Source organism: Nocardiopsis baichengensis YIM 90130 (genome assembly GCF_000341205.1).
GTDB classification, from domain to species: Bacteria; Actinomycetota; Actinomycetes; order Streptosporangiales; family Streptosporangiaceae; genus Nocardiopsis_A; species Nocardiopsis_A halophila.
The window spans coordinates 163,692-187,524 of record NZ_ANAS01000013.1 but is presented as its reverse complement, the minus strand read 5'-3'; the positions used below and the strand labels follow the sequence as shown (position 1 = coordinate 187,524).

General features: G+C 75.0%; 20 protein-coding genes. 9 read left to right on the top strand and 11 right to left on the bottom strand.

Annotated features, from left to right (window positions below):
• The first annotated feature begins 158 nt into the window (after positions 1-158).
• Entirely contained in the window at positions 159-770 is a 612-nt protein-coding gene (gene sigK, locus C892_RS0113070) for an ECF RNA polymerase sigma factor SigK (RefSeq protein ID WP_394296675.1), read from the top strand.
• Positions 767-1,570, top strand: a complete 804-nt coding sequence (locus C892_RS0113065; RefSeq protein WP_017557579.1) for an anti-sigma factor — start codon at positions 767-769, stop codon at positions 1,568-1,570. Before sigK ends, C892_RS0113065 begins: the two co-directional genes overlap by 4 nt.
• 267 nt (positions 1,571-1,837) lie before the next feature.
• Here the strand turns inward: C892_RS0113065 and C892_RS31595 are convergent, their stop codons facing one another.
• The 6 genes from C892_RS31595 to C892_RS0113035 all read right to left on the bottom strand — a co-directional run bounded on the left by C892_RS31595 (position 1,838) and on the right by C892_RS0113035 (position 12,351).
• A complete protein-coding gene (locus C892_RS31595) occupies positions 1,838-2,002 on the bottom strand; it encodes a hypothetical protein (RefSeq protein ID WP_017540556.1) in 165 nt (54 codons plus the stop codon).
• Positions 2,003-2,499: 497 nt separating this feature from the next.
• Positions 2,500-4,404 (bottom strand): S9 family peptidase, encoded by a 1,905-nt coding sequence (locus tag C892_RS0113055; protein WP_026124330.1) that lies wholly within the window; start codon positions 4,402-4,404, stop codon positions 2,500-2,502.
• Between the two features lie 249 nt (positions 4,405-4,653).
• The gene (locus tag C892_RS0113050; RefSeq protein WP_017557577.1) at positions 4,654-5,958 is read right to left on the bottom strand and encodes a hypothetical protein; all 1,305 of its coding nucleotides are present in this window, start codon (positions 5,956-5,958) and stop codon (positions 4,654-4,656) included.
• A complete protein-coding gene (locus C892_RS0113045; protein ID WP_017557576.1) occupies positions 5,948-8,083 on the bottom strand; it encodes a hypothetical protein in 2,136 nt (711 codons plus the stop codon). Before C892_RS0113045 ends, C892_RS0113050 begins: the two co-directional genes overlap by 11 nt.
• A 250-nt stretch (positions 8,084-8,333) precedes the next feature.
• Positions 8,334-11,066 carry an aconitate hydratase AcnA gene (gene acnA, locus C892_RS0113040; RefSeq protein ID WP_017557575.1) on the bottom strand — a complete coding sequence of 911 codons (2,733 nt, stop codon included), beginning with the start codon at positions 11,064-11,066 and terminating at the stop codon, positions 8,334-8,336.
• Between the two features lie 352 nt (positions 11,067-11,418).
• On the bottom strand, positions 11,419-12,351 hold the full coding sequence (locus tag C892_RS0113035) for an LLM class F420-dependent oxidoreductase (RefSeq protein WP_017557574.1): 933 nt from the start codon (positions 12,349-12,351) through the stop codon (positions 11,419-11,421).
• A 177-nt stretch (positions 12,352-12,528) separates the two neighbouring features.
• Here C892_RS0113035 and C892_RS0113030 point away from each other — a divergent pair, with 177 nt between their 5' ends.
• From C892_RS0113030 to C892_RS0113010, 5 genes are all read left to right on the top strand, one after another.
• The gene (locus C892_RS0113030; protein ID WP_239647381.1) at positions 12,529-12,888 is read left to right on the top strand and encodes a hypothetical protein; all 360 of its coding nucleotides are present in this window, start codon (positions 12,529-12,531) and stop codon (positions 12,886-12,888) included.
• 105 nt (positions 12,889-12,993) lie between these two features.
• Complete coding sequence (locus tag C892_RS0113025) at positions 12,994-13,578, top strand: RNA polymerase sigma factor (protein WP_017557572.1); 585 nt, start codon at positions 12,994-12,996, stop codon at positions 13,576-13,578.
• Positions 13,575-14,378: a hypothetical protein gene (locus C892_RS0113020; protein WP_017557571.1), complete on the top strand. Its 804-nt coding sequence runs from the start codon at positions 13,575-13,577 to the stop codon at positions 14,376-14,378. The genes C892_RS0113025 and C892_RS0113020 overlap by 4 nt, the downstream gene beginning before the upstream one ends.
• Positions 14,375-15,307 (top strand): ATP-binding cassette domain-containing protein, encoded by a 933-nt coding sequence (locus C892_RS0113015; protein WP_017557570.1) that lies wholly within the window; start codon positions 14,375-14,377, stop codon positions 15,305-15,307. The genes C892_RS0113020 and C892_RS0113015 overlap by 4 nt, the downstream gene beginning before the upstream one ends.
• On the top strand, positions 15,304-16,881 hold the full coding sequence (locus C892_RS0113010) for a hypothetical protein (protein ID WP_017557569.1): 1,578 nt from the start codon (positions 15,304-15,306) through the stop codon (positions 16,879-16,881). The genes C892_RS0113015 and C892_RS0113010 overlap by 4 nt, the downstream gene beginning before the upstream one ends.
• 199 nt (positions 16,882-17,080) lie before the next feature.
• Here C892_RS0113010 and C892_RS0113005 read toward each other — a convergent pair whose 3' ends face one another.
• Entirely contained in the window at positions 17,081-17,794 is a 714-nt protein-coding gene (locus C892_RS0113005) for a potassium channel family protein (protein WP_017557568.1), read from the bottom strand.
• 2 nt (positions 17,795-17,796) lie between these two features.
• Positions 17,797-18,465, bottom strand: a complete 669-nt coding sequence (locus C892_RS0113000; protein WP_017540567.1) for a potassium channel family protein — start codon at positions 18,463-18,465, stop codon at positions 17,797-17,799.
• A gap of 148 nt (positions 18,466-18,613) precedes the next feature.
• Here C892_RS0113000 and C892_RS0112995 point away from each other — a divergent pair, with 148 nt between their 5' ends.
• The gene (locus tag C892_RS0112995; protein WP_239647387.1) at positions 18,614-19,939 is read left to right on the top strand and encodes a class I SAM-dependent RNA methyltransferase; all 1,326 of its coding nucleotides are present in this window, start codon (positions 18,614-18,616) and stop codon (positions 19,937-19,939) included.
• 361 nt (positions 19,940-20,300) lie between these two features.
• On the opposite strand, the gene C892_RS0112990 is transcribed toward C892_RS0112995, so the two are convergent.
• Positions 20,301-21,104 carry a DUF3159 domain-containing protein gene (locus C892_RS0112990; RefSeq protein ID WP_017557566.1) on the bottom strand — a complete coding sequence of 268 codons (804 nt, stop codon included), beginning with the start codon at positions 21,102-21,104 and terminating at the stop codon, positions 20,301-20,303.
• Positions 21,105-21,316: 212 nt separating this feature from the next.
• Between C892_RS0112990 and C892_RS0112985 the strand changes: the two genes are divergently transcribed.
• Positions 21,317-22,435: a serpin family protein gene (locus tag C892_RS0112985; protein ID WP_017557565.1), complete on the top strand. Its 1,119-nt coding sequence runs from the start codon at positions 21,317-21,319 to the stop codon at positions 22,433-22,435.
• Between the two features lie 93 nt (positions 22,436-22,528).
• Here the strand turns inward: C892_RS0112985 and C892_RS0112980 are convergent, their stop codons facing one another.
• The gene (locus C892_RS0112980; protein ID WP_017540571.1) at positions 22,529-23,317 is read right to left on the bottom strand and encodes a DUF3710 domain-containing protein; all 789 of its coding nucleotides are present in this window, start codon (positions 23,315-23,317) and stop codon (positions 22,529-22,531) included.
• A 17-nt stretch (positions 23,318-23,334) separates the two neighbouring features.
• Positions 23,335-23,829, bottom strand: a complete 495-nt coding sequence (dut, locus tag C892_RS0112975) for a dUTP diphosphatase (RefSeq protein WP_017557564.1) — start codon at positions 23,827-23,829, stop codon at positions 23,335-23,337.
• Positions 23,830-23,833 lie beyond the last annotated feature (4 nt).

Genomic DNA, 23,833 nt, shown 5'->3' with positions numbered 1-23,833 from the left:
CCGCGCCTCCCGCCCCGAGCCTCCCGGGATCAACCCGGGGACGGCACGATCGAGCGCCGACGGGCAGGCGCAGAGGCGGGCACGCGTCCACCTTCTCCCCCCTGCCGCGTCGCCCTCCCGCCGTCGGCTCCGAATGGCAGGATGACGGAGCCGTGTACATGGACGGACGGGAGAGGTCGGTGGACGAAGCGCTGCCGTCGCCGGCATCGGGCCGCACGCGCGCCGACGGGCTCGGCGACCAGCTGGCCCGGGCATCGCTGGGCGACATGGAGGCGTTCGAAGGGGTCTACCGGGAGCTGGCCGGGCCCGTGTTCGGGATCGCCGCGCGGGTGCTGCTCGACCGTGCCCAGGCCGAGGAGGTCGCCCAGGAGGTGTTCGTGGAGGTGTGGCGCCGGGCCGCGCGCTATGAGGCGTCGGCCGGGAGCGTGCGCTCCTGGGTGCTGACCATCGCCCACCGGCGGGCGGTGGACCGGGTGCGGTCCGAGCAGGCCTCGGCCGACCGGGCCGCGCGGGTGGGGCGGGCCGAGCCGGAGGCGACGCCGCCCGATGAGGTCCCCGAGGCGGTGGAGCACCGCCTGGAACGCGACCGTGTGCGGCGGTGCCTGGGGCGGCTGACCGGGCTGCAACGCGAGGCGGTGCGGCTGACCTACTACGCGGGTTACACCCAGCGGGAGGCGGCCGCCGCGCTGAAGGTACCGCTGACCACGGTCAAGGGCCGGCTCCGCGACGGGTTGATCCGGCTGCGCGACTGCTTGGGGGTGGAGGCGTGAGCCCGCGGGGGTACGACGTGCACGGGCTGACGGCGGCGTACGCGCTGGACGCGCTGGACGGGGCCGAGCGCTCCGAGGTCGAGACGCACCTGGCCGAGTGCGAGGACTGCCGGCGCGACCTGCGCGAGTTCCAGGAGACGGCCGCGCGCCTTGGCGGCGCCGAGGCGGCGGGCCCGCCGGAGGGCCTGTGGGAGAAGGTCAGGGCGCAGGCCGTGCGCACCCGCCAGCTGCCGCCGGAGGCATCCGGCATCGAGGACGAAGCCGGAGCCGACGGCGGAGGCGGGACCGGGACCGGGACCGACGGCGGCTCGGGCGGCGGGGCGACGGTCGTCCCGCTCCGTTCCCGCCTGGTGCGCCGCCTGCCCTGGGCGGTGGCGGCGGCCGCTGCGGCGGCGGCGCTGGTGCTCGGCGCGGTCGCCGTGGACCAGGAGCGGCGGATGCAGGAGCTGCAGAGGCACACGTCCGAAGTGGAGGCGCTTCTGGCGGCGCCGGGCACCGAGAAGATGGACCGGCCGGTGTCCGAGAGCGAGGCGCAGGCCACGGTGTTCGCCTCGAACGACCACGACACCATGATGATCATGGTCAAGGGCCTGCCCCCTGCCCCCGACGGCAAGGCCTACCAGCTCTGGTACGTCGACGAGGACGGCATGCGCTCGGCCGGGATGCTGGAGGAGGACGGCGAAGGGATGCTCACGGGCATGGTGAAGGGGATGTCCGGGGCGGAGCAGCTCGGGATCACCATGGAGCCCGACACGGGTATGCCCGAACCCAGCAAGGACCCGATGAAGGTCGACGTCTGAGGCCCTTCCGTCCACCCGTCCCCGACCAAGAGGGGCGGTGGCGGGACCGATCCGCTGCTCCGCGCCACCGGCCCCGCGCTTCCCTCTCCCTCAATCCCCATGCCTCAGGGCCGGAACTCGGCGGCGTACGGACCCGGGAGGGGCTCGAGGGGCGGGGGCGGTGCTCCCGCCGGCCTCCCTGGCTCACCGCCGGTGTGCGCCACTGCCCGGACGGATCCGACCGGGCCGCGGCGCTCTCGGACGGGGCTCAGACGACGCTCAGAGCGCCTAGCTCGTGGCGCCGCTGAACGCCTTCTTCACGGCGAAGGCCCCCAGGACCACCAGCCCGATGAGCAGCACCCACTTGAACAGGGCCATGAAGACTCCGAACAGCCAGCCCGCTGCGAAGAAGGCCAGGAAGATCACCAGTGCGATGAGGAAGATGCGTCCCATGCCTTCACGGTATGCGCCGAAACCATGGGGCGGTACCCGTCCCAGGGTTCATTCGGGGAACGTTCAGGGCCGCCCCTGAGGGGGTTCCACGAATCGTGGCGGGGGCGTCGTGCGTATCGGAAAGGAGGGGCGGCTGTCGAGCAGGCGAAGGCTTGGCGTGGCCGCTCAGGACGTACGGCTCCCATCCGCCCAGGTCTGTTCGACCTTCTCGCCAGGGAACGCACCCCTCGCTGAACGGCTGTAAGCCACCCAAGAGGGACCCCCACGCCCTCACCGGATTGCGCCCGGTTATTGCAGTACGCCGGTCCCCGAGGTCGTCCCCGACGGTCAGGGGCCTCCCTCGTCTCGGCAGGCCCCTCTGCGGCGATGACGCGGTCGACGGCCAACCCTCCGCCTCGCGCGCCCGCCCTGCCCCGGTGGACCGCGTGCGAGGCGGAGGCAGGCGTCCGGGCCCGGTTCACCGGTGCCTCCGCAGGCGACCCCCTACGGGCGGCGCTTCACAGGTGGCGCCGCCACCAGTCCAGGATCGCCTCGAACCTCGCGACGCGGTGGCTGGGCAGCCCGCTGCGGGACAGTTCGTGGCCCTCCCCCGGGAACAGCAGCATCTCCACCTCCGCCCGGCGCGACCTCAGGGCGACGAAGAGGCGCTGGGCCTGTTCGAGCGGGCAGCGCCAGTCCTCCTCGGAGTGGATGATCAGCATCGGGACGGCGATCTTGTCGGCCCGCTCCAGAGGGCTGTGGTCGGCCCACGTGGCCGGGTCCCCGTACAGCTGCTCGGCGAACACCCACCCGATGTCGCTGGTGCCGTACATGCTGTCGATCGCGTTGACCGCCCGCTCGCTGATGGCCGCGCGGAACCGTTCGCCGTGCTCGGCCGCCATCCAGCTGGTCATGTACCCGCCGTGCGAGCCGCCGAGCACCCCCACCCGGTCGGGGTCGAGCCCGTCGTGCTTGAGCGCGGCGTCGAGCAGGGCCAGCAGGTCGGCGGCGGTCACCCGCCCCACGTCGCCGAGCACCGCCCTGCCGTGCGCCTGCCCGTACCCCGACGACCCGCGCGGGTTGCCCATCACCACCGCGTACCCGGCCTCGGCGTAGACCTGCGCCTCGTCGAAGACCTGCCACCCGTACTGGGTGAACGGCCCGCCGTGGATCATCAGCAGCACCGGGTGCGGCCCCGGCCCCTCCGGACGCAGCACCCAGCCGTGCACCGGGTACCCGTCCGGCGCCGCGGTCTCGACCTCCTCCATCGGGACCCACTCGCGCGTGGAGGCGAAGGAGGTGAGCCGGCGCTCCTCGGCACCGTCGAGGACCACCAGCTCACCGGGGGACGCCCCGTCCCCGACCCCGACGGCCGTCACCCCGCCCGCGCGGGCCGCGCCGCCCGCCAGGCGCGGCCCCTCCAGCAGGACGCGGGGCTCGGCCCCGTCGTAGGGGACCAGGAGCAGGTTCACGGCGCCGCGGTTCTCGGAGCAGAACAGCACCCCGTCCTCGACGGGGACGATCCGGGTGCCGCGCCCCGTGGTGAAGCGCTCTTCGTCGGTGAGGCGGACCGGGGCCGCCGACCCGTCGACCGGGACCGACCAGAGCCCGGTGTTCTCGGTGGTGCACCAGCGCCCCTCCGGACCGGCGTCGGAGGCGGCGTAGAGCACGGTCGCGCCGTCCGGGGCGAACCGGGCGTGGTCGATCCCCTCGGCGGTGCGGGTCAGGCGCCGCAGCCCCGACCCGTCCGGCGCGCACACCCACACGTCCTCCGCGAACACCCGGTCGCGGTCCTCGTGGCGGGCGGCGGCGAAGCACAGCAGGTCCCCGCGCGGGCTCCAGTCCAGGCCGTAGTGCTCGTACGGCCCGTCGGTGACCTGCACCGGCTCGGGCAGGGAACCGTCCTCGCCCGGCTCGGCCGCCTCGACGGTGAACACGTGCGCGGGCCGGTCGCAGATGAAGCCCTCGCCGTCGTAGCGGTATTCGAAACCGGTGATGCGGCGCGGCTGCTCCTTACCGGATTCGCCCTGGTAGCGCCCTTCCTCGGGGACCCGGGAGACGAACGCCAGGCGCCGTGAGTCCGGGCTCCACACCGGCTGCCCCGCTCCCTGCGGGACGTCGGTGAGCCGCCAGGCCTCGCCACCGTCGGCGGGCATGAGGTACAGCTGCGGGTACTCGCCTTCCGCGGCCCGCACGAACGCGATCAGGCGCCCGTCGGGCGAGAACGCGGGTGCGCCGTCCTGTCCGCCGCGGGTGAGCCGGCGTTCGGGGGCCGAGCCGTCGGTGGGCACGGCCCACAGCTCGCCGCGGTAGGAGTCGGTGTCCAGGCGGGGGCGGCGGGTGGCCACCACGGCCACCCGGCCGTCGGGGGACAGCGTAGGGGCTCCGAGGGTGTGGAAGCGCTCGATGTCGACTGAACTCATCCGGTGACCCTAGCCGTGCGGATGTGGGCCGCACCACTCGGTTTCCCCTCGCGCGCAGACCGGATCCGGCCCGTTGCGCGACGACTCCCGTCCCTCTGCCCGTCGCCTGTGCCCTCCTGTGGCCGCACCGCGCCGAACGCCAGCCCTTCCGAACGTCCGAAGGCGCAGTGCCGGCCATTGCGCTGGTCCCGCAGGGCGGCCACGCCCTGCCCTTCGCCCTGCCTCCGGTCCGGCGAAGGGCAGGGGCGGTCAGCCGCGGGCGCGGTGGTCGCCCCTCTGGACGCGCTTCACCAGGTCGTCGGTCAGCGTGCCGAAGCCCGTCGCGGCCCACACGCTCTCCTCCGCCGGCACGTCGTAGTAGGGCACGGTCCGACCCTTGTACTCGACCAGCAGCGGGTCCGGGCGCATCCGCGTGCGGACCGACTGCGCGCACCCCTTGCACAGCGGTACCCGGACGGTGCGCTCGCCGCCCAGCTGCCGCCAGTCGGTCTCGGCGGTGGCGGTGCCGTGCAGCGGGTTGGCGTAGCAGTGGCGGCGCTCGCGCCCCTTCCCTCCGTGCTCGGCGCGCACCATGGCGTCCTCGGCCTTGTCGAGCAGGACCAGCACGCCCGCCAGGTCGGCGGTGCCCTCCTCGCCCTCCGGTGCCCCGTCCAGGACCGTTCGGGCGGCCGCGTGGGCGTCCAGCGCGGCGGTCGCCGCCTGGGCCGCGCCCTTGCCGGTGCCCGCCTCCAGCGCGCTGAGCCGCTCCCCCACTTCGACGAGCTCGCGTTCGGCCCGCTCCTGCAGGACCTCCCGGCGCGCCCGGTCCACGTTGTCGAACGCGGCGTGCTTCGGGGCCTCGGGAAGGCTCCGGGGCCGCCGCCACAGGTACCCCCCGCCGAGCACGGCCAGGAGCAGCACCGCGGCACCGGCCGCCCACGGCCAGACCGCGCCGCCTCCGGTCGCCGACCCGTCCCCGGCGGCCCCTGAGGAGTCCGACCCGGAGTCCTGCGAGCCGTTCTCCCCCTCAGGAACCTGCGCCGCGGCCTCCTGCTCGTCGAGGGCGGCCTCCGGGTCGTCCTCCAGGGCGAACCCCACGGCCGTCTCCGCCTTCTCCGCCAGGGGCGTGTCGTACTCGGTCGCGTAGGAGGCGGCCAGGGAACCGTAGAACGCGCGCTTCCGCTCGCTCTCCGACTCGTCCGGCGAGGGGTAGTCCTCCCCGTGCACCCTGGTGTCGCCCAGGACCAGGTAGTGCCCGGAGCCGCCCAGCCGGTCGTGGACCGCGGCGGCGAGGGCGCCGGGATCGCCGCCCCACTGGTCCCCCTCCACCAGCGGCACCAGGACGACCCTCAGCTCCACGCCGCTGTCCTCGATGTCCTCCACCATTCCGGCGCGGGTCTCCTCGGGGAGCGCGCTGTCGAAGGCGGGGTCGACGTAGACGGGCGACTCCCGCAGTCCGGCGGCGATGGTCTGCGCCGGGCTGGTCTCCTGCGCTCCGGCGGCGGCCGCGGGGACGGGCCCCAGGGCGACCGCGGCGGCGGCGAGCAGGGCGGCGGCCCCGGTCTCAACGCGCACGGGCTTCCTCCTCAAAAGGATCGTCGGGGATGAGCCGGGAACGGTACTCACTGCGGACCCACATCCGGTCGAGGCCCAGGTGCGGCACGCGCCTGCCTCCCGCGCCCGCGCGCACCCGCAGGGGGATGCGCCGCGTGTCCTCGCGGTCCAGGCAGGCGCGGCACATGGGAAGGGTCCCGCCGCCGCTCCCGGCCTTCGGCGCGGACGTCCCCCCTTGCCTCCGGCTCTGCTTCCCGCCCTGCTCCGGGTCGGACCTCCCGGCGAGCGATGTGCGGCCCCGCCCCTCCGATGGTCCGTGGAGGGGGTTGACCATGCACACGGGCCGCTCCGCGGTGTCGGGGGTGTCCGGGTCGAGCCGGTCGGCGGCGCGCCGGGCCAGTACGGCGGCGGCCGCCTGGTCGAGCTCGTCGGCGCGCTCGTCGCGCAGCACCCGCACGGCGATGTCGGCCTCACGGGTGGCCTCGGCGACCCCGGGAGCGTCCGGGGCGGCCGTCTCCAGGGCGCGCATCGCGCGCTCGACGTCGCGGCGGGCCACGCGGCCGAGGCGGCGCCCGGGCGTCGCGGCCAGGGACCCCGCCCACCGCTGCGCACCGCCCTTGAGCAGGAGGAGGGTGACGTACACCAGGGCCCCGAGGATCGGACCGAGCACCAGCAGGCCCGCGAAGAAGCCCTCGCTGAAGAAGTCCGCGGCCCGAGCCTCTTCGGGGGCCCCGTCGTCGCGCAGGAGCGACTCGGCTGCCATGGGCATGCTGTCCTCCGCCCCGGGGTCGGGCTCGGCCTCCTGCGCCAGGTCCAGGACGGGCTCCAGGTGCTCGGCGACGGGCAGCTCGCCCGGCGCCCCCTCCTCGGCCGCCTCGGAGACGCCCTCCCTGAGGGTCGACGAGGCGGTGATCGGCAGCTCCACGCCGCGCGTGGCGATCCCGGTGCCCAGGCCCCTGGGGTCCATGACGACGTAGAGGCCGTCCTCGCCCACGGTGTGCGCCAGGGCGTGCGCCAGAACCTCGGTGTCGCCGCCGGACTCGTCGGAATCGGCGCTGATGACCGAGGCCATGTACACCGGGACGGGGGCCTCGGCGGCCCGCTCCCGGAGACCGGCGAGGTCGCCGCGCTCGCCGGACCAGAGCGGGTCGACGGGGATGCCGCCGTCCTCCATCTCCGCGGCGACCCGGTCCACCCGGACGGTCTCGGCGACGTACGGCGGTTCCGCCAGGGCCTCCTCGGGCGGTACCTGTTCGGGGGCCTCCTCCTGCTCGTCGGCGCCGGCCTCCTCGGAGGGCGCGAGCGGGTCCCAGGCCGCGTAGAGCCCGGCCGCCGCGAGCACGGACACCGCTGCGACGCCGTACACCAGCGCGGACAGGACCGGCCGCCCCTTCCGGAGGCGCCAGTAGACCGCGAGGCCGCCCGCGCCCAGGACCGCCCCGGACACGGTCGCCGCCAGGAACCCCAGGTTGCCCAGGCCCGTCGGGTCGTCGGGCCGCAGGTCGTCCAGGAAGTCCGCGAAGGCCGAGTCCTCCTCCCCGGAGGGGGACCGGTCGTCGCCGTCCTGCTCGGCCGCCTCCAGATGGGCCTCCCGGGCCTCGTCGGCCTTGCGCTCCGCCTCCGGGTCGAGCAGGGCGTCGACGTAGCGCTCGGCGATCAGCGCCGGGGAGGAGTCGTAGTCCAGGTCCTCGTCGATGAGCAGGAGGTACTCGGCGTCGTCGACGGGCAGCCGCACGCCGGGGGTGGCCGCCGTGGCGACCGAGGTCCGGCCCTCGGAGACGTGGACGTACACCCCGTCCTCACCGATCCGGTCCCGTAGGGCGGCGACGAGGTCGTCGCCCTCGACGGCCGTGGACATCGGCGGGGTGACGACGACGTGGAAGGGGGTGTCCAGCCGGGCGAACTCCGCGCTCACCCGCTCGCCCAGCTCTTCGGTGTCGTAGGCCCCGGCGAGCAGGTCGCTGACGACGACCGCCTCCCCCTCGGGCTCGTCCTCCAGTAGCCCGGCCAGATGGGCGGCCGGGGTGGGCGTGTCGGGGGGCGCGTCGGCGGACGCCGGGTGCGCGGCGAGGAGCGGGAGCACGGCGATCAGGGCCGCCGCAAGGATCCGCGCGGCCCCGGAAAAGCACCGGGGGATGTCGTGCATGCGCCGACACTACCGCTCACCTGGGCATCCGCGCATACCGCCCCATCCCGGGCGGCCGCCGGCGGCGCCGCCGCGGGGCCGCCAGGGCCGCATCCGGCGGGCCGCATACGACAGGGCCGCCGCCGTCTCCTGGACGGCGGCGGCCCTCACCTCCTTGTCCCCGGGCGGGGTCACCGGTCCCGGGCGACCGGCCCGCGGGCGGGCCGGAGGCCTGTGGCGCGGGCCGGGGCGCGCGCCCCGGCCCTGCGGGCTACTTCTGCATCAGCTGGCGCAGCACGAACTGCAGGATGCCGCCGTTGCGGTAGTAGTCGGCCTCCCCGGGGGTGTCGATGCGCACCACGGCGTCGAACTCGACGCCGGTGTCGGTGGTCACCTTCACCGTGGAGGGGATGCGGCCCTCGTTGAGCTCGGTGATGCCGGAGATGGAGAAGGCCTCCTCACCGGTCAGCCCCAGGTCGTCGGCCGAGCGCCCCTCCGGGAACTGCAGCGGCAGCACGCCCATGCCGATCAGGTTCGAGCGGTGGATGCGCTCGAAGGAGTCGGCGATGACCGCGCGCACGCCCAGCAGGCGGGTGCCCTTGGCGGCCCAGTCGCGCGAGGAGCCCGAGCCGTACTCCTTGCCGCCCAGCACCACCAGCGGGGTGCCCTGCGCGGCGTAGTTCTGCGCGGCGTCGTAGATGAACGTCACCGGCGCGTCGGCGGCGTTCTCGGCCTGGGTGAAGTCGCGGGTGTATCCGCCCTCGGTGCCCGGCGCGATCTGGTTGCGCAGGCGGATGTTGGCGAAGGTGCCGCGGATCATCACCTCGTGGTTGCCGCGGCGCGACCCGTAGGAGTTGAAGTCCTTGCGCTGGACCCCGTTCTCCTCCAGGTACTGCGCGGCCGGGGTGCCCGGCTTGATGGCGCCGGCCGGGGAGATGTGGTCGGTGGTGACCGAGTCGCCCAGCTTGGCCAGCACGCGGGCGCCGGAGATGTCGGTGACCGGCTCCGGGGTGGCGCCCATGCCCTCGAAGTACGGGGGCTTGCGCACGTAGGTGGACTCGGCATCCCACTCGAAGGTGCTGCCGGTCGGCGTGGGCAGCGAGCGCCACCGGTCGTCGCCGGCGAACACGTCGGAGTAGGCCGAGGTGTACATGTCCGAGGCGATCGCGGTGTCGATGACCTCCTGGATCTCCTCCGGCGAGGGCCAGATCTCGCTCAGGTAGACCGGCTCGCCCTCGCTGTCGGTGCCCAGCGGCTCGGTGGTGATGTCCACGTCCATGGACCCGGCCAGGGCGTAGGCCACCACCAGCGGCGGGGAGGCCAGGTAGTTCATCTTGACGTCGGGGTTGATGCGGCCCTCGAAGTTGCGGTTGCCCGAGAGCACCGAGGTGACCGCCAGGTCCCCGTCCTGCACCGCCTTGGAGATCTCCTCCGGCAGCGGGCCGGAGTTGCCGATGCAGGTGGTGCAGCCGTACCCGACCAGGTTGAAGCCGAGCTTGTCCAGGTAGGGGGTCAGGCCCGAGCGCTCGAAGTAGTCGGTGACGACCTTGGAGCCGGGCGCCAGCGAGGTCTTGACCCAGGGCTTGCGGTTCAGGCCGCGCTCCACCGCCTTCTTGGCCAGCAGGGCGGCGCCCAGCATGACCGAGGGGTTGGAGGTGTTGGTGCAGGAGGTGATCGCGGCGATCACCACGGCGCCGTGGTCCAGCTCGGTCTCGGTGCCGTCGGCCATGGTGACCTTGACCGCCTTGTGCGGACGGCCGTTGGCCGCCTGCGCGGGGGCGTCGGAGGCCGGGAAGGACTCATCGCCCGCCTCGTCGGTGGCGTCGTCGACGTAGTTCTGCACGTCGCGGCGCCAGGTGTGCTTGGCCTCCGACAGCGAGATGCGGTCCTGCGGGCGCTTGGGGCCGGCGATGGACGGCACGACGTCGCCCAGGTCCAGCTCCAGGTACTCGGAGAACTCCGGTTCGTGCGCCGGGTCCAGCCACAGGCCCTGCTCCTTGGCGTAGGCCTCGACCAGCGCGGTCTGGGCCTCGGGGCGGCCGGTGAGCCGCATGTACCGCAGGGTCTCCTCGTCGATCGGGAAGATCGCCGCGGTGGAGCCGAACTCCGGGCTCATGTTGCCGATGGTGGCGCGGTTGGCCAGCGGCACCGAGGCCACGCCCTCGCCGTAGAACTCGACGAACTTGCCGACCACGCCGTGCTCGCGGAGCATCTCGGTGATGGTGAGCACCAGGTCGGTGGCGGTGGTGCCGGGGTTGAGGCGGCCGGTGAGCTTGAAGCCGACCACCCGCGGGATGAGCATGGAGATCGGCTGGCCGAGCATGGCGGCCTCGGCCTCGATGCCGCCGACGCCCCAGCCCAGGATGCCCAGGCCGTTCTGCATCGTGGTGTGGGAGTCGGTGCCCACGCAGGTGTCGGGGTAGGCCTGGCCGTTGCGGTTCATGGTGACCCGGGCCAGGTGCTCGATGTTGGCCTGGTGCACGATGCCGGTGCCGGGCGGGACGACCTTGAACTCGTCGAAGGCGGTCTGGCCCCAGCGCAGGAACTTGTAGCGCTCGCCGTTGCGCTGGTACTCGACCTCGACGTTGCGCTCGAAGGAGTCGTGGTGGCCGAAGAAGTCGACGACGACGGAGTGGTCGATCACCAGCTCGGCCGGGGCCAGCGGGTTGACCTTGTCGGTGTCGCCGCCCATCTCCTCGACGGCCTCGCGCATGGTCGCCAGGTCGACGACGCAGGGCACGCCGGTGAAGTCCTGCATGATCACCCGGGCCGGGGTGAACTGGATCTCCTGGCTCGGCTTGGCCTTGGGGTCCCACTCCCCGAGCGCGCGGATGTGCTCGGCGGTGACGTTGGCCCCGTCCTCGGTGCGCAGGAGGTTCTCCAGGAGAACCTTCAGGCTGTAGGGAAGCCGCCGGGAGCCCTTGACGGCGTCCAGACGGAAGATCTCGTACGACTCGCCGCCGACACTCAGCGTGTCACGGCTGCCGAAGCTGTTCGCGGACACGGATTCTGCCTCCTGATCTCGCCACTTTCTCCCGCCCATCCTCCCGCACGGGAGGGCCGGGAGATCACTGAGGCCGCCCTCGGCCGCGCGCCCCGCGAGCGGAGGCGTGGTCGCCTCGGGCCCCTCCGAAACACCCCGTCCCACCGGCGCCGACGCGCCGGGCCGCGCCCCCGCCGGCGGCGCGGGGCCCAGGCGTCGCCGCGGCCGCGCCCGCCGCGGAGGCGAGCGACCTCACACGTCCGGTGAGCCGTGCGACGGTTATCTCGACATCAAGGTATCGAACCGATATCTCGATATCAAGTTATCTGGGCGGGGCGGGTCCCCGGCCGCCCCGCCCGCCGCGCGCCGGGCCTCAGCCCAGCTGCGGCATGACCTTGTCGGCCACCAGCTCCAGGTGGTCCAGGTCGGACAGGTCCAGGACCTGAAGGTACATCCGCTCGGCGCCGGCCTCGGCGAACCGGCCGATCTTGTCGGCCACCTCGGCCGGGGTCCCGGCCAGCCCGTCGGCCTTGAGCTCGTCCACGTCCCGGCCGATCGCCGCGGCGCGCCGCGCCACCTCGGCGTCGTCGGCGCCGCAGCACAGCACCTGGGCCGCGGAGTAGACCATCGGGGCGGTGCGCCCGGCGGCCCGGACCGCGTCCCGGGTGCGGCCGAACGCCGCGGCGGTCTCCTCGGCCGAGGAGAAGGGCACGTTGTACTCGTCGGCGTGCGCGGCCGCCAGGCGCGGGGTGCGCTTGGGGCCGGTGCCGCCGATCAGCACCGGCGGGCGCGGCGCCTGCACGGGCTTGGGCAGGGCGGGGGCGTCGGTGAGCCGGTAGTGGCGGCCCTCATAGCGGAAGGACTCCCCCACGGGGGTGGACCACAGCCCCGTGATGACGTCCAGCTGCTCCTCGTAGCGGTCGAACCGCTCGCGCGCCGAGGCGGGGAAGGGGATGCCGTAGGCGGCGTGCTCGGCCTCGTACCAGCCGGCGCCGAAGCCGAACTCCACCCGGCCGCCGCTCATCCGGTCGACCTGGGCCACGCTGATCGCCAGCGGGCCGGGGTGGCGGAACGTCGCCGCCGTCATCAGCGTGCCCAGGCGGATCCGGGAGGTCTCCCGGGCCAGCCCGGCCAGGGTGATCCAGGCGTCGGTGGGGCCCGGCAGGCCGTCCACGTCGCCCATCTTCAGGTAGTGGTCGGAGCGGAAGAAAGCGTCGAACCGCAGGTCTTCCGCGGCCTTGGCGACCGCCAGCAGGGTGTCGTAGGAGGCGCCCTGCTGCGGCTCGGTGAAAATCCTCAAGCGCATACGCCCCATTGTTCCCCTCTTGCGGCCGACCGGGTAACGCGCCGCGCGCCCTCCACGGTTCTCATCCGGTGTTCTCCTGGCCGTTCCCGGCCACTGCCGCGAACCGGACGAACCGCCGTGCGCGCGGACGGCGTTGACCGCCCTGAACCGCCCCCTACCCGCATCCGGAGGATGTCAATGCCCGTCGAACGCTCAATGGCCGCCGCCCTCTCCACCGCCGCCGCGGCGGCCGCACTGCTGTCGGCCGGAGGGGCCGCGGCCGACACGGCCGTCCCCGAGGTCGGGGACGGGGCCGTCATGGTCGCGTGCCAGGACCCCGGCTCCGCCCCGGTTCCACCCGAGGAGGCCGCGGCGGACCCCGACGCGGAGGAGAAGCCCGTCCTGGTCGGCTGCGACCCGACCGCCGCACTCCCGGGCGGGGAGGAGGCCTGCTCCGCATTGACCCCGCCGGAGGGGCCGGACGCCGTGCAGGCGCCTGCCCCCGAGGCTCCGACCGCCGCCGAGGACGGCCTGTGCCGGGTCCTCGTGCTCGACTGACGTGCGACGGCGCACGCCCCCTGACCACCCCTGCGCCCGAAATGCCCCGGTATCGTCATGCGCGCCGGCCGAACCGCACCGCCCTCCGGCCGCGATAGGAACCCCGTGAAGCTGTTCAGACGCACCCGACGCCCGCCCGACTACGACCCCGACGGGACCGACGCCGCCCTCATCGCGGCCGTCGCCGGCGGGGCGTCCGGGGCGCTGGAGGTGCTCCACCGCCGGCACGCCCCCTGGCTGCGGGCCCGGCTGCGCTACCGCTGCTCCGACTCGGACCTGGTGGACGCCGCCCTGCAGGAGACCTTCCTGGCCGTATGGAGGAACGCCGAGAGCTTCACGCCCCGCAGCGCCGACGGCGACGCCGGCGCCTGGATCTGGACCATCGCCATCCGAAAGCTCATCTCCCAGCTGCGCCGGCGCGCCAACCAGTGGATCGCCGACGCCGACCCCGCCCCCTACGAGACCATCGGCGACGCCTCGGCCGAGGACCTGGTCCTCACCCGCGTGGAGCACGGCCCGCTCGGCCAGGCCCTGGACTCCCTCTCCCCCGAGCTGCGCACGGCCATACAGGCCACCGTGCTGGACGGGCTGACCGTCCGCGAGGCCGCGCAACTGCTCGGCGTGCCCGAGGGCACCGTCAAGACCCGCGTCATGCGGGCCAAGGCCCGACTCCGGGAGCAGCTGGTATGACCTGGCACCTGTCACCGGACCAAGTGCACGAATACGCACAGGGGCGCGCGGACGAGGTCGCCGCCATGTCGGCGGAGGCCCACCTGATGCACTGCCCGCGGTGCCGCGCCGCCCTGCCCGTGGACGAGGACTGGCTGCGGGCGGGCTGGGCCGAGCTGCGCGACATCGTGGACCGGCCGCGCCGCGGCCCGCTGGAGCGGCTGCTGAGCGCCGCGGGCGTGGGCGAGGACAAGGCCCGCCTGCTGGCCGCCACCCCGCGCCTCTACCGGGCCTGGCTCGCGGCGACCGTCGCCGTCCTGGCCTGCGCCCTGTTCGCGGCGCACACGATGCGCGGGGGCGCCCTGCTCTTCCTGTACCTGGCACCGGTACTGCCCCTGGCCGGGGTCGCCCTGGCCTACGGCCGCGGCGTCGACCCGGCGCACGCCTTCACCTCCACCACCCCGATGGGCGGCCAGCGGCTGCTGTTCCTGCGCGCCGTCGCGGTCCTGGGGCCGGCGGTCACGCTGTGCGCGGGCGCCGCCCTGCTGCTGCCCTCCTTCGGCCCGGCCTGGGCGCCCGCCGCCTGGCTGCTGCCCTCGCTCACCCTGGTGGCGGCCTCGCTGGCGCTGGCCCGGTGGATACCCCTGGGCCTGTCCAGCTCCCTGCTGGCCGGGGCCTGGCTGGCCCTGCTCGCCGGGGCGCAGGCGGTGCAGACCTGGAACACCGTCCACCTCTTCGGCCCCACCGCCCAGGTCTGCTGGGCACTCGCCTTGGCCGCCCTGCTGGCCGCCTACCCCGTCGTTCGTGCGAGGCGCCCGTGACCGCCGTGAACGGATCCCGCCGCCCCCTGCCGCGCCCCGGTCCGGGCGGACCGGACGCCGACGGCGAGCCGCTGGCCACCGCGCGCGGCCTGTCCAAGCGCTACGGCCTGCGCCCGGCCCTGCGCGGGGTCGACCTGGACATCGGCCCGGGGGTGACCGGGCTGCTGGGCCGCAACGGGGCGGGCAAGACCACCCTGCTGCGCTGCCTGGCCACCGACCTGGACCCCGGCGACGGCGAGCTGCGCGTGCTGGGCGCCTCGCCGGCCACCGCCGCCGGGCGCACCGCCATCCGGCGCGGCATCGGCTACCTGCCGCAGAACCCGGCGCTCTACCCGCACTTCACCGCCTTCTCCCTGGTCGACTACATCGCCGTGCTCAAGGAGCTCGGCGGGCGCCGGGCCCGGCACGAGGAGGTGCGGCGGGTGCTGGACGCGGTCGGGCTGTACGGCCGGCGGCACAGCCGGGTGCGCCGACTGTCCGGCGGCATGCGCCAGCGCCTGGCCCTGGCCTGCGCGCTGCTGGGCGAGCCCCGGCTGCTCCTGCTCGACGAGCCCACCATCGGGCTCGACCCCGAGCAGCGCATCCGCTTCCGCGACCTGGTCTCGGAGTTCACCCGCGACCGCGGCGCGCTGCTGTCCACCCACCAGATCGAGGACGTGAGCGCGCTGTGCGCCCGGGTGCTGGTGCTGGACGCCGGGCGGCCGGCCTTCGACGGCACGCCCGAGGAGCTGACCGCGCACGCCCGCGGACGCGTCTGGTCGGCGCGGCGGCGGCCCGCGGGGGCGGCGACCGCCTGGCGCGAACCGGACGGGCGCTACCGGGTGCTCACCCCCGAGGCGGCCGCACCGCCCGCGGGCGCCGGCGAGGCGCACCCGGTGGAGCCGACCCTGGAGGACGGCTACCTGCTCTTCACCATGGAGCACCGATGAGGGTGCGGGCCTTCGCCGCGCTCGTGCGCCTGGAGTCCCTGCGGATGCTGCGCAACCCGGTGCTCCTGGCCGCCGTGGCCGTCGGGCTCTGGAACCTGTGGTCCACCCGGTCCGACCACGCCCTGCTGGACTGGGGCGGGATCGTGGACTCGGCCATCGACAGCGCCCCCTACCCCGCGTTCGGGGCGTTCATCACGGCGTTCTTCCCCGGGTCCCGGGAGCGCCGCTACGGCGGTGCCGCCTCGCTCCCCCTGCCGCCCCGCCTCCGCCTGGCGGCGCTGCTGGCGTCGGCGGCCGCGGTGGGCGCGCTCGCCACGGTCCCGAGCGGCCTCGTCGCGCTGCGCCCGTGGTCGGACATGGAGATCGCGGGGGTGCTGAGCCCCGCGGCGCTGGCCATCGCCCCGGGCATCGGCGCCGCCGCGGCCGCCGGGGGCGTGGCGCTGGGGATGTGGACCCCCTCCTGGACGCTCCCGCTGCTCCTCCTGGCCGTCTTCCCGACCTACCGGCTGACCTGGACGCTGGCGTTCGAAACCCCCCGGATCCCGGGCCGGGGCATGGTCGAGGGCGCCTTCGGGCTGGCCGCGGAACTCCTCCTGCCCGCCGGCTCCTACGCCCCGGGCCTGTGGGGGAAGGTCCCGGGACACCTGGCCTTCCTGGCGCTGCTGTTCGCGGGCTGCTGCGCACTGGCGCTGGTGCGCGCCGAGCGGCGCCGCGGGCGCCCGCGGCTGGCCGCCACCGCTGCGACCGCGGTCTTCGCCGCGGGGACGCTGGGCGCCTACGCCGGGCTCGAAGGGGTCGAGCGGCGCACCCAGCAGTCCCTGATGGAGGGCCGGTGGACGGCCGACATGGGGCCGGTCCCCGAGCGCGTCTGCGAGCGGCTGATCCTGGAGTACTGCGGGTACCAGACCTACGAGTCGTGGTTCCCCTACTGGCAGCGGACCGCGGAGCCGGTGGCCGCGGCGGTGCCCGAACGGGCGCACGGACGCCTGCCCACCGTCGAGCAGGGCACGTACGCCGGAAGGGCCCCCGCCACGGACCGGGCGCAGCTGCTCCGGAACGGGACGGCCGTCCCCGACCCCGCGTGGGACCCCGCCTCCGACTGGTCCGCCCTGCTCCTGGCCGAGAAGATCGCGGTCGCGGCGGTGGACGCGCCGCAGACCCTGGCGCAGACACCGTGCACCCTGCACGGCCAGGCGCGCTACCCGCTGTTGCTGTGGCTGGTCGTGCAGGGGGTCGACGCCGACGACGGGCCGTCCGTGCTGCGGCAGTACCTCCCGCTGGACCTCAGGCGCCCCTCGGGGGCGGACGTGGCGACCGCGCTGGCCATGCTGGACCGGCCGGACGAGGAGGTCGCCGCGGCCCTCGACGAGCACTGGGAGAGGCTGGTGGACCCCTCGTCCGGTGTGGAGGCGGTCGCCCCCCTGCTGGACCTGGAGATCACCCAGCAGCACATGGCCGAGGCCGTGGACCTGCTGGACACGGGACGGTTCACCGTGGACGAGCAGGAACAGGAGTGGTTCTCCCCGGAGGACGAGATGGGCGTCGAGCTCATCGAAACCCCGCCCTGCACCTGACCGGGGCCCCTGCCCCGCGGTCGGGGCGCCGCCCCGGTCCGGGTCCGTGGTCTGAGCCGGAGGTGTCCGGCCCCGAGTCCTCCCGAGGATGCGCGGGCGCGGGCCCGCCTGCCGTGGGAACCGCGCCGGACCGGGACGGCGTCCCGCCGCCCTCCCCGCTCTCCCCCGCCCGCGCCTCGGCGCGGGCGGGGACTCCCCCTCACGCCGAGCGGTCGCCCTCCGGGGCCAGCAGCTCCTCCAGTTCGGCGACGGACGGCGCACTGCTCAGGAACACCAGCTCGTCCCCCGCACGCAGGTCGGTCGCCGGCGACGGCGCGACCACCGCCCCCGCCCGCACGACCGCCACCAGCACGATGCCCTCGGGCAGCCGCGCCGTGAGCGCGCCCGCCTGCCCGCCGGCGAACGGCGACCCCGCGCCCAGGGTGAACTCCAGCAGGTCCGTCTCGCCCGAGGCCTGGCCGATCGCCTCGGACCCGTCCGGACCGCCGCCGTCCGGGTCCGCGCCGTCCCCCGCGCCGGAGGCGGGCGCCTCGATCAGCGACACCATCAGCCGCGGCGTGGACACCGCCTCGTCCACGCCCCACGCCGGGGTGAACAGCCACTCGTCCCGCGGGTCGTTGACCCGGGCGATCACCCGCGGCACCGCGAACTCGGTCTTGGCCAGCAGCGAGAACACCAGGTTGACCTTGTCGTCCCCGCTGGCCGCGACGGCCGCGTCGAACTCCTCCAGCCGCGCGCTGTCCAGCGAGGCCAGCTCGCAGGCGTCGGCCAGCAGCCACTCGGCGCCCGGCAGGTCGTCCACGTCGATGGCCCGGGCGCTGCGGTCGATCAGCAGCACCTCGTGACCCCCCGCGCACATCTCGGCGGCGATGGAGCGCCCCACGGCTCCCGCGCCCGCGATCGCGATCCGCATCCTCAGGCCTCCTCTTCCGACAGGCGCTCCTGCACCGTCTCCAGATCGCCCACCCGCGCCAGCACGTGCAGCACGTCCCCGGCCCGCAGCGCCTCGTCCCCGCGCGGCAGCACCAGCTCGCCGCCGCGCACCAGGTAGGCCACGCGCAGCGGCAGCGCCGACTCCAGGTGCTCCACCCGCCTGCCGTACCAGGACTGCGGAAGCGGGGCCTCGGTCATGGCCAGGGTGCCCGAGGGGTCGCGCCACAGCGGCCCCAGGTCCAGGCCGTCGGAGCCGGGCACCAGCCGCCGCAGGATCGTCTCGGCCGTCCAGTGCACCGTGCCCACCGTGGGGATGCCCAGCCGCTGGTAGACCTGGGCCCGCCGGGGGTCGTAGATGCGGGCCACCACGTGCCGCACGCCGAAGGTCTCCAGGGCCACCCGCGCGGCGATGATGTTGGAGTTGTCACCGCTGCTCACCGCCGCGAACGCCGAGGCCTCCTCGATGCCGGCCTTGACCAGCACGTCGCGGTCGTGGCCCAGGCCCGGCACGGCGGCGCCGGCGGTGCCGGGGCGCAGCCGCCGGAAGGCCTCGGGGTCGCGGTCGATCACGGCGACCGTGTGGCCCATGTCCTCCAGCGTGTGGGCGAGGGTGGACCCCACGCGCCCGCATCCCAGAATCACGATGTGCATGCCGGTGCCCTCTCCTGGCGGTCGGTCCGGACGGGACGCAGGCGACGCTACACCCGTGCGGCCCGCCGCTCGGCGCGGCGCGCGCCCCGCGCGCGGTCGGCTAGAGTTGCCGCAGATGGGCGGTGGCTTCGAACCGGTCACCCGCGCGATGCCCGAACGATCCCCGCTCCCCGGAGGTGCCCTTACCGTGCCCGCTTCCCCAACGCGCAGCCGCGTCGGATCCCGCATCCAGGTGCGCCTGCACGGCGTCGCCCACGGCGGGTGGTGCGTGGGGCGCCACGACGAGCTGGTGGTCTTCGTGCGGCACGCACTGCCCGGCGAGCTCGTCACCGCCCGCGTCACCGAGGAGACCAAGCGCTTCCTGCGCGCCGAGGCGGTGGAGGTGCTGGAGGCCTCGCCCGACCGGGTGGAGGCGCCCTGCCCCTACGCCGGCCCGGGGCTGTGCGGGGGCTGCGACTGGCAGCACGCCTCGCTGGAGGCCCAGCGCCGCATCAAGGGGCAGGTCGTGGCCGACCAGCTGCGCCGCATCGCCGGGATCGAGCGCGAGGTGGACGTCGAGGAGCTGCCCGGCACCCCCGACGGCCTGGGCTGGCGCACCCGCGTGCGCTACGCCGTGGACGAGGAGGGCCGCGCCGGGCTGCGCCGCCACCGCTCCCACGAGATCGAGCCGATCGACTCCTGCCGCATCGCCCACCCCGAGGTCGAGGCGCTGGGCGTGACCCGGCTGCGCTGGGCCGGGGTGGCGGAGCTGGAGGCGGTGGCCTCCACCGGGGGCAACCGCGCGCTGATCGCGGCCCCGCGCTCCTCCCGCCTGCCCGAACTTCCCCGCCCCGAGGCGTCCGCGGCGGTGCTGCGCCGCCTCAAGGGCGGCCGCACCCAGGCGGTGCGCGGCAAGAAGGGCATGCGCGAGACGGCGGCAGGCCGCGAGTGGCGGGTCTCGGCGGGCGGCTTCTGGCAGGTGCACCCGGCAGCCGCCGACACCCTGGTCGAGGCCGTCCTGCGGGCGCTGGAGCCGGAGCCGGGCCAGACCGCGCTGGACCTGTACTGCGGCGCCGGGCTGTTCGCCGGGGCGCTGGGCGAGGCGGTCGGCGAGGAGGGCCGTGTGCTCGGCGTGGAGGGCGGCCGCGAGGCGGTCCGCGACGCCGAGCACAACCTGCGGGACCTCCCGCACGTGCGCATCGAGGGCGGCGACGTCGAGGGACGCCTGCGCGAGTGGTCCGACCTGCGCGCCGACATCGCGGTCCTGGACCCGCCCCGCGCCGGCGCCGGCCGCGACGTGGTCAAGGCCCTGGCCGCCATGCGCCTCAAGCGCGTGGCGTACGTGTCCTGCGACCCGGCCACCCTCGCCCGCGACCTGGCCACCTTCGAGGAGAACGGCTTCGAGCTGCAGAACCTGCGGGCCTTCGACGCCTTCCCCATGACCCACCATGTGGAGTGCATGGCCCTGCTGGTCAAGAAGGACAAGCGGGCGTAGTCCCGCTCCCGTCGACGCTCTCGACCGATCGCTCCCCGGAATCCCCTCCGGGGAGCGTCGTCGTCGGGTACCGACAGGGGTCCGCTGACGCACCAGTGACGCACCAGTGACGCACGAAGGAACACCCGGGGGCCGCGGCGGGAAAGGCGGACCGGGCCCTGCCGGTCGTGCCGGTCGTGCCGGTCGGAGTGCGACGGACGCCGGTGCGCCGGGCTCCCGGTCCTGGTGCCGGTGCGCTCACCATCGCTCAAGCGCGCATCCGGCGGTTACGCCTCCGCGCACCCGACGATCGCCCGGTCCGAGCCCGGCCCGCCCGCGTCCCGGCACCGGCCCTGAGCGGGCCGGGGCCGCGGGCCGCCCTTCAGTCGCGCGTGCGGTCCGCGTCGTCGGCGGGGGCGATGCCGGTGCCGTCCTCCATCGGGGTGCGGCCGCGGGCCAGGATCCAGACCATGGCCGCCAGCGCCGCCACCTGGAGCGGCCACCCCATGGCGATCTTCGCGACGCCCAGGAACGCGAAGGTGTTCGCGACGTCGTACTTCTCCGCCGCCCACAGGGGCAGCTGCACCGCCACCCGCACCACGCACGGCAGGACCAGCAGCCAGGTCAGCCGGGAGCTCAGGCGCACCACCGCGCTGTTGCGGCGCCACCCCGTCGGGTCGCCGGTGACCGCCCCGATCAGCAGGCCCACCGCCGGCCAGCGGGCGATGATGCTCAGCATCAGCACGGCGGCGTAGACCGCGTTGTAGATGATGCCCGGCAGCGCGAAGTCCTCGGCGTCCCCGCTGCGCAGGGCGAAGACCGCGGCGATGCCGATGCCGAAGACGCTGTTGAAGACGAACTGCAGCGACGAGCGCTGCGCCAGCCGCACCGCGGCCAGCACCAGGGCCGTGCCGATGCCCAGCCCCAGGGCGAGCCGGAGCTCCTGGGTGGCGAGGTAGGCGACGGTGAAGGTGAGGGTGGGCACCGCCGCCTCCACCATCCCGCGCTTGCCGCCGAGCGCCTTGGACAGCTGGGCCCTGACGACCGCCTCGACCGTGCGCTCGGAGACCTCCTCGCGGGCCGCACCGCCCGCCGCCCCCGTCGGGGCGCCCCCGTCCCCGGCGGGGGCGGGCTCCTCGGCCTGCGCCTGTCCGGCGTCGTCAACCGCCCGCTGCTGCTCGGTCATACGGCTCCCGCCCGTCCCGCGAAACTGCTGCTCGTCGCCACCCCACCCTAGGGCAACGCGCGGCGCGAACGCCCGGGTTCCCGGCCCCGATTCCCCGGGATCCTCCGCTCCGTCGGCCCTCCTCCCGCACCCGCGGGCCCGGTGACACCGCGCCGCCCGCCGCCTACTGTGGGCCGCAGACCACGTCCCGGCCGCCCTCCTGGAGGCAGCGCATGGCCCGCCGCGCCCCGCTCCACCCCGACCACCTCTCCTTCGCACTCGCCCTCGACTCCCGTCTGCGCGGCGCCTCGCGCGTCTGGTCGCCCTTCTCCGTCGGCGAGGCCCTGGGCATGGTGGCCACCGGGGCGCGCGGCCGCACCCGCGCGGAGCTGGAGGCGCTGCTGGGCAAGGGGCTCTCGGCGCACCTGGACGCCCTGGCCGAGGCGCTGGAGCCCGGCGCCGCCGGCGCGCCGGAGCTGGAGTCGGCCACCTCGCTGTGGGTGCGCGAGGACCTGAGGGTCGACCCCGCCTTCGCCGCGCGCCTGGCCGGGCGCCGCTCCTCCTCGGTGCGCACCGCCGATTTCGCCGGGGACCCCGAAGGCGTGCGCAAGGCCGCCAACACCGAGGTCGCCGACCTCACCCGCGGCCTGATCCCCGAACTGCTCCAGCCGGGCGACGTGCAGGGCTCGACCCAGGCCATGCTGCTCAACGCCCTGTGGACCCGCGTCGTCTGGGCCGAGCCGTTCGCCCCCGAGCAGACCGCGCCCGCCCCCTTCCACGCGCCCCGGGGCACCTTCGACACCGCCATGATGCGCCGCAGCGCCGACATGGCCTTCGCCCGGTCGGACGGCTGGGCCATGGCCACCCTGGCCGGCGGCGAGGAGCTGTTCCTGGACCTGCTGCTGCCGCCCGAGGACGCCGACGACGCCGGCCAGGCGCCGCTTCCCCCGCCCCGCGTCCTGGAACGCCTCTACGGCAAGGCCCGGGAGACCAGGGTCCGCCTGGCGCTGCCGCGCTTCGAGATCACCGGGCGGGCGCTGCTGTCCTCGCCGCTGTCGGCGGCGGGCGCGCCGACCGTCTTCACCCCGGACAGCGACCTGTCGGGCATCGTCGACCGCCGCCTGCTCATCGACGAGGTGGTGCACCAGGCGCGCCTGCGCGTGGACGAGAAGGGCGCCGAGGGCGCCGCCGCGACGGCGGTCGTGATGCGCGTGGCCTCGCTGACGCCGCCGCCCCGGCCCGAGGAGTTCACCGCCGACCGGCCCTTCTCCTTCGTCCTGCGCCGCCGCGGCGCGGCCCTGTTCATGGGCGGCATCACCAGCCCCGAGGACCCGGGCCCCGCCGAGGGCTGAGGCGGCGGCCGGCACGACCGGCGACCGACATGGAAAAGGCGCCCCTCGGGGCGCCTCTCCACGTCCAGGGGCCGCACCGGGCCCCGGCACACCCTAGGCCTTGCGGGCCGACTCGTCGGAGACGGCCGCGCCGCCGTCCTCCGGGGCGGGGGCCTGCGGGGCCTCCCCCTCCGTCGCCCGGGCCGCGCGCTCCTGGGCCGCGCGCTTGTCCTGCTGGGCCTTGATCTGCTCCTGGATCTCCTTGGGCACGGTGATCTTGAGCATCTCCCGCGGCGGCACCGGGTCCTCCCCGCGCACCACCACGATCTTCTGGAAGACCTCTTCGACCGCGGCCATGACCTCGGGTTTGACCGCGCCCTCGCCGCGGATCACCCCGCGCAGCACCCAGCGGGGCCCGTCCACGCCGATGAAGCGCATGGGCTGGCCCAGCTGCCGGCCGTCCTCGCTCTTCTTGCCCTGCACCGGCACGACCGCGCGCAGCTCGGGGCCGAACGTCCCGTCGAACTCCTCGCACTTGCCGCCCTGCCCGGTGATCTGCTCGAGGAGCTCCTCGCGCATCTCACCCCACAGGCCGCTGGTCTTGGGGGCGGCGAACGCCTGGACCTGCACCATGGAGGGGCCGTCGATCAGGCTCACCCCGATGATCCGGTTCTCCTTGGTCATGTCGAACCGGATCTGGGTGCGCTCGCCCACCGGGACCCGCAGGCACCCCAGGTCGACCCTGGGGTACTCGGGCACCTGTTCCGAGGCGTCCCAGGGGCCGAGCGCGCGGTGGCGGTCGGCCTCCTTGTCCGGCTCTTCGGCGGGAGCCGCGCCGCCGACCGGGATCTCCGTGTCGGCACCGGCGCTCGTCTTCTCGCTCTTCTTGCGGCGTCCGAACACGCCTCACACCTCTCCCGTCATCTGTGCCCGGCCGTGAATCCGCCGGTGGACCCGAACCCGCCCCGCCCGCGCGGGGACTCGGGCAGCTCGTCGGCCTCGGTGAACACCGCGCGCTCCACCCGCTGGATGACCAGCTGGGCGATCCGGTCGCCGCGGTTCAGCTTGACCGGTTCGCGGGCGTCGGTGTTGATCAGCACCACCTTGACCTCCCCCCGGTACCCGGCGTCCACCGTGCCGGGGGCGTTGACCAGGGTGACGCCGCACCGCGCGGCCAGCCCCGACCGCGGGTGAACGAACGCGGCGTACCCCTCCGGCAGCGCCAGCGCGATTCCGGTGGGCACGGTGGCCCGCTCTCCGGGTTCGAGCCGCACGTCCTCGGCGCTGACCAGGTCGGCACCGGCGTCCGCGGGGTGGGCGTAGGAGGGAAGGGGCAGATCGGGGTCGAGGCGGCGGACGGCCACCCGCAGGGGTTCCCGTCCGCCGTCCCCGGTACTGGGATCGTCGTTGCTCACATCC

Bases quoted from the DNA above. Each gene is read 5' to 3' on its own strand.
- sigK (WP_394296675.1), top strand. From the start codon at position 159: ATGGACGGACGGGAGAGGTCGGTGGACGAAGCGCTGCCGTCGCCGGCA.
- C892_RS31595 (WP_017540556.1), bottom strand. From the start codon at position 2,002: ATGGGACGCATCTTCCTCATCGCACTGGTGATCTTCCTGGCCTTCTTC.
- C892_RS0113055 (WP_026124330.1), bottom strand. From the start codon at position 4,404: ATGAGTTCAGTCGACATCGAGCGCTTCCACACCCTCGGAGCCCCTACG.
- C892_RS0113045 (WP_017557576.1), bottom strand. From the start codon at position 8,083: ATGCACGACATCCCCCGGTGCTTTTCCGGGGCCGCGCGGATCCTTGCG.
- C892_RS0113035 (WP_017557574.1), bottom strand. From the start codon at position 12,351: ATGCGCTTGAGGATTTTCACCGAGCCGCAGCAGGGCGCCTCCTACGAC.
- C892_RS0113030 (WP_239647381.1), top strand. From the start codon at position 12,529: ATGCCCGTCGAACGCTCAATGGCCGCCGCCCTCTCCACCGCCGCCGCG.
- C892_RS0113020 (WP_017557571.1), top strand. From the start codon at position 13,575: ATGACCTGGCACCTGTCACCGGACCAAGTGCACGAATACGCACAGGGG.
- C892_RS0113010 (WP_017557569.1), top strand. From the start codon at position 15,304: ATGAGGGTGCGGGCCTTCGCCGCGCTCGTGCGCCTGGAGTCCCTGCGG.
- C892_RS0113005 (WP_017557568.1), bottom strand. From the start codon at position 17,794: ATGCGGATCGCGATCGCGGGCGCGGGAGCCGTGGGGCGCTCCATCGCC.
- C892_RS0113000 (WP_017540567.1), bottom strand. From the start codon at position 18,465: ATGCACATCGTGATTCTGGGATGCGGGCGCGTGGGGTCCACCCTCGCC.
- C892_RS0112995 (WP_239647387.1), top strand. From the start codon at position 18,614: ATGCCCGAACGATCCCCGCTCCCCGGAGGTGCCCTTACCGTGCCCGCT.
- C892_RS0112990 (WP_017557566.1), bottom strand. From the start codon at position 21,104: ATGACCGAGCAGCAGCGGGCGGTTGACGACGCCGGACAGGCGCAGGCC.
- C892_RS0112985 (WP_017557565.1), top strand. From the start codon at position 21,317: ATGGCCCGCCGCGCCCCGCTCCACCCCGACCACCTCTCCTTCGCACTC.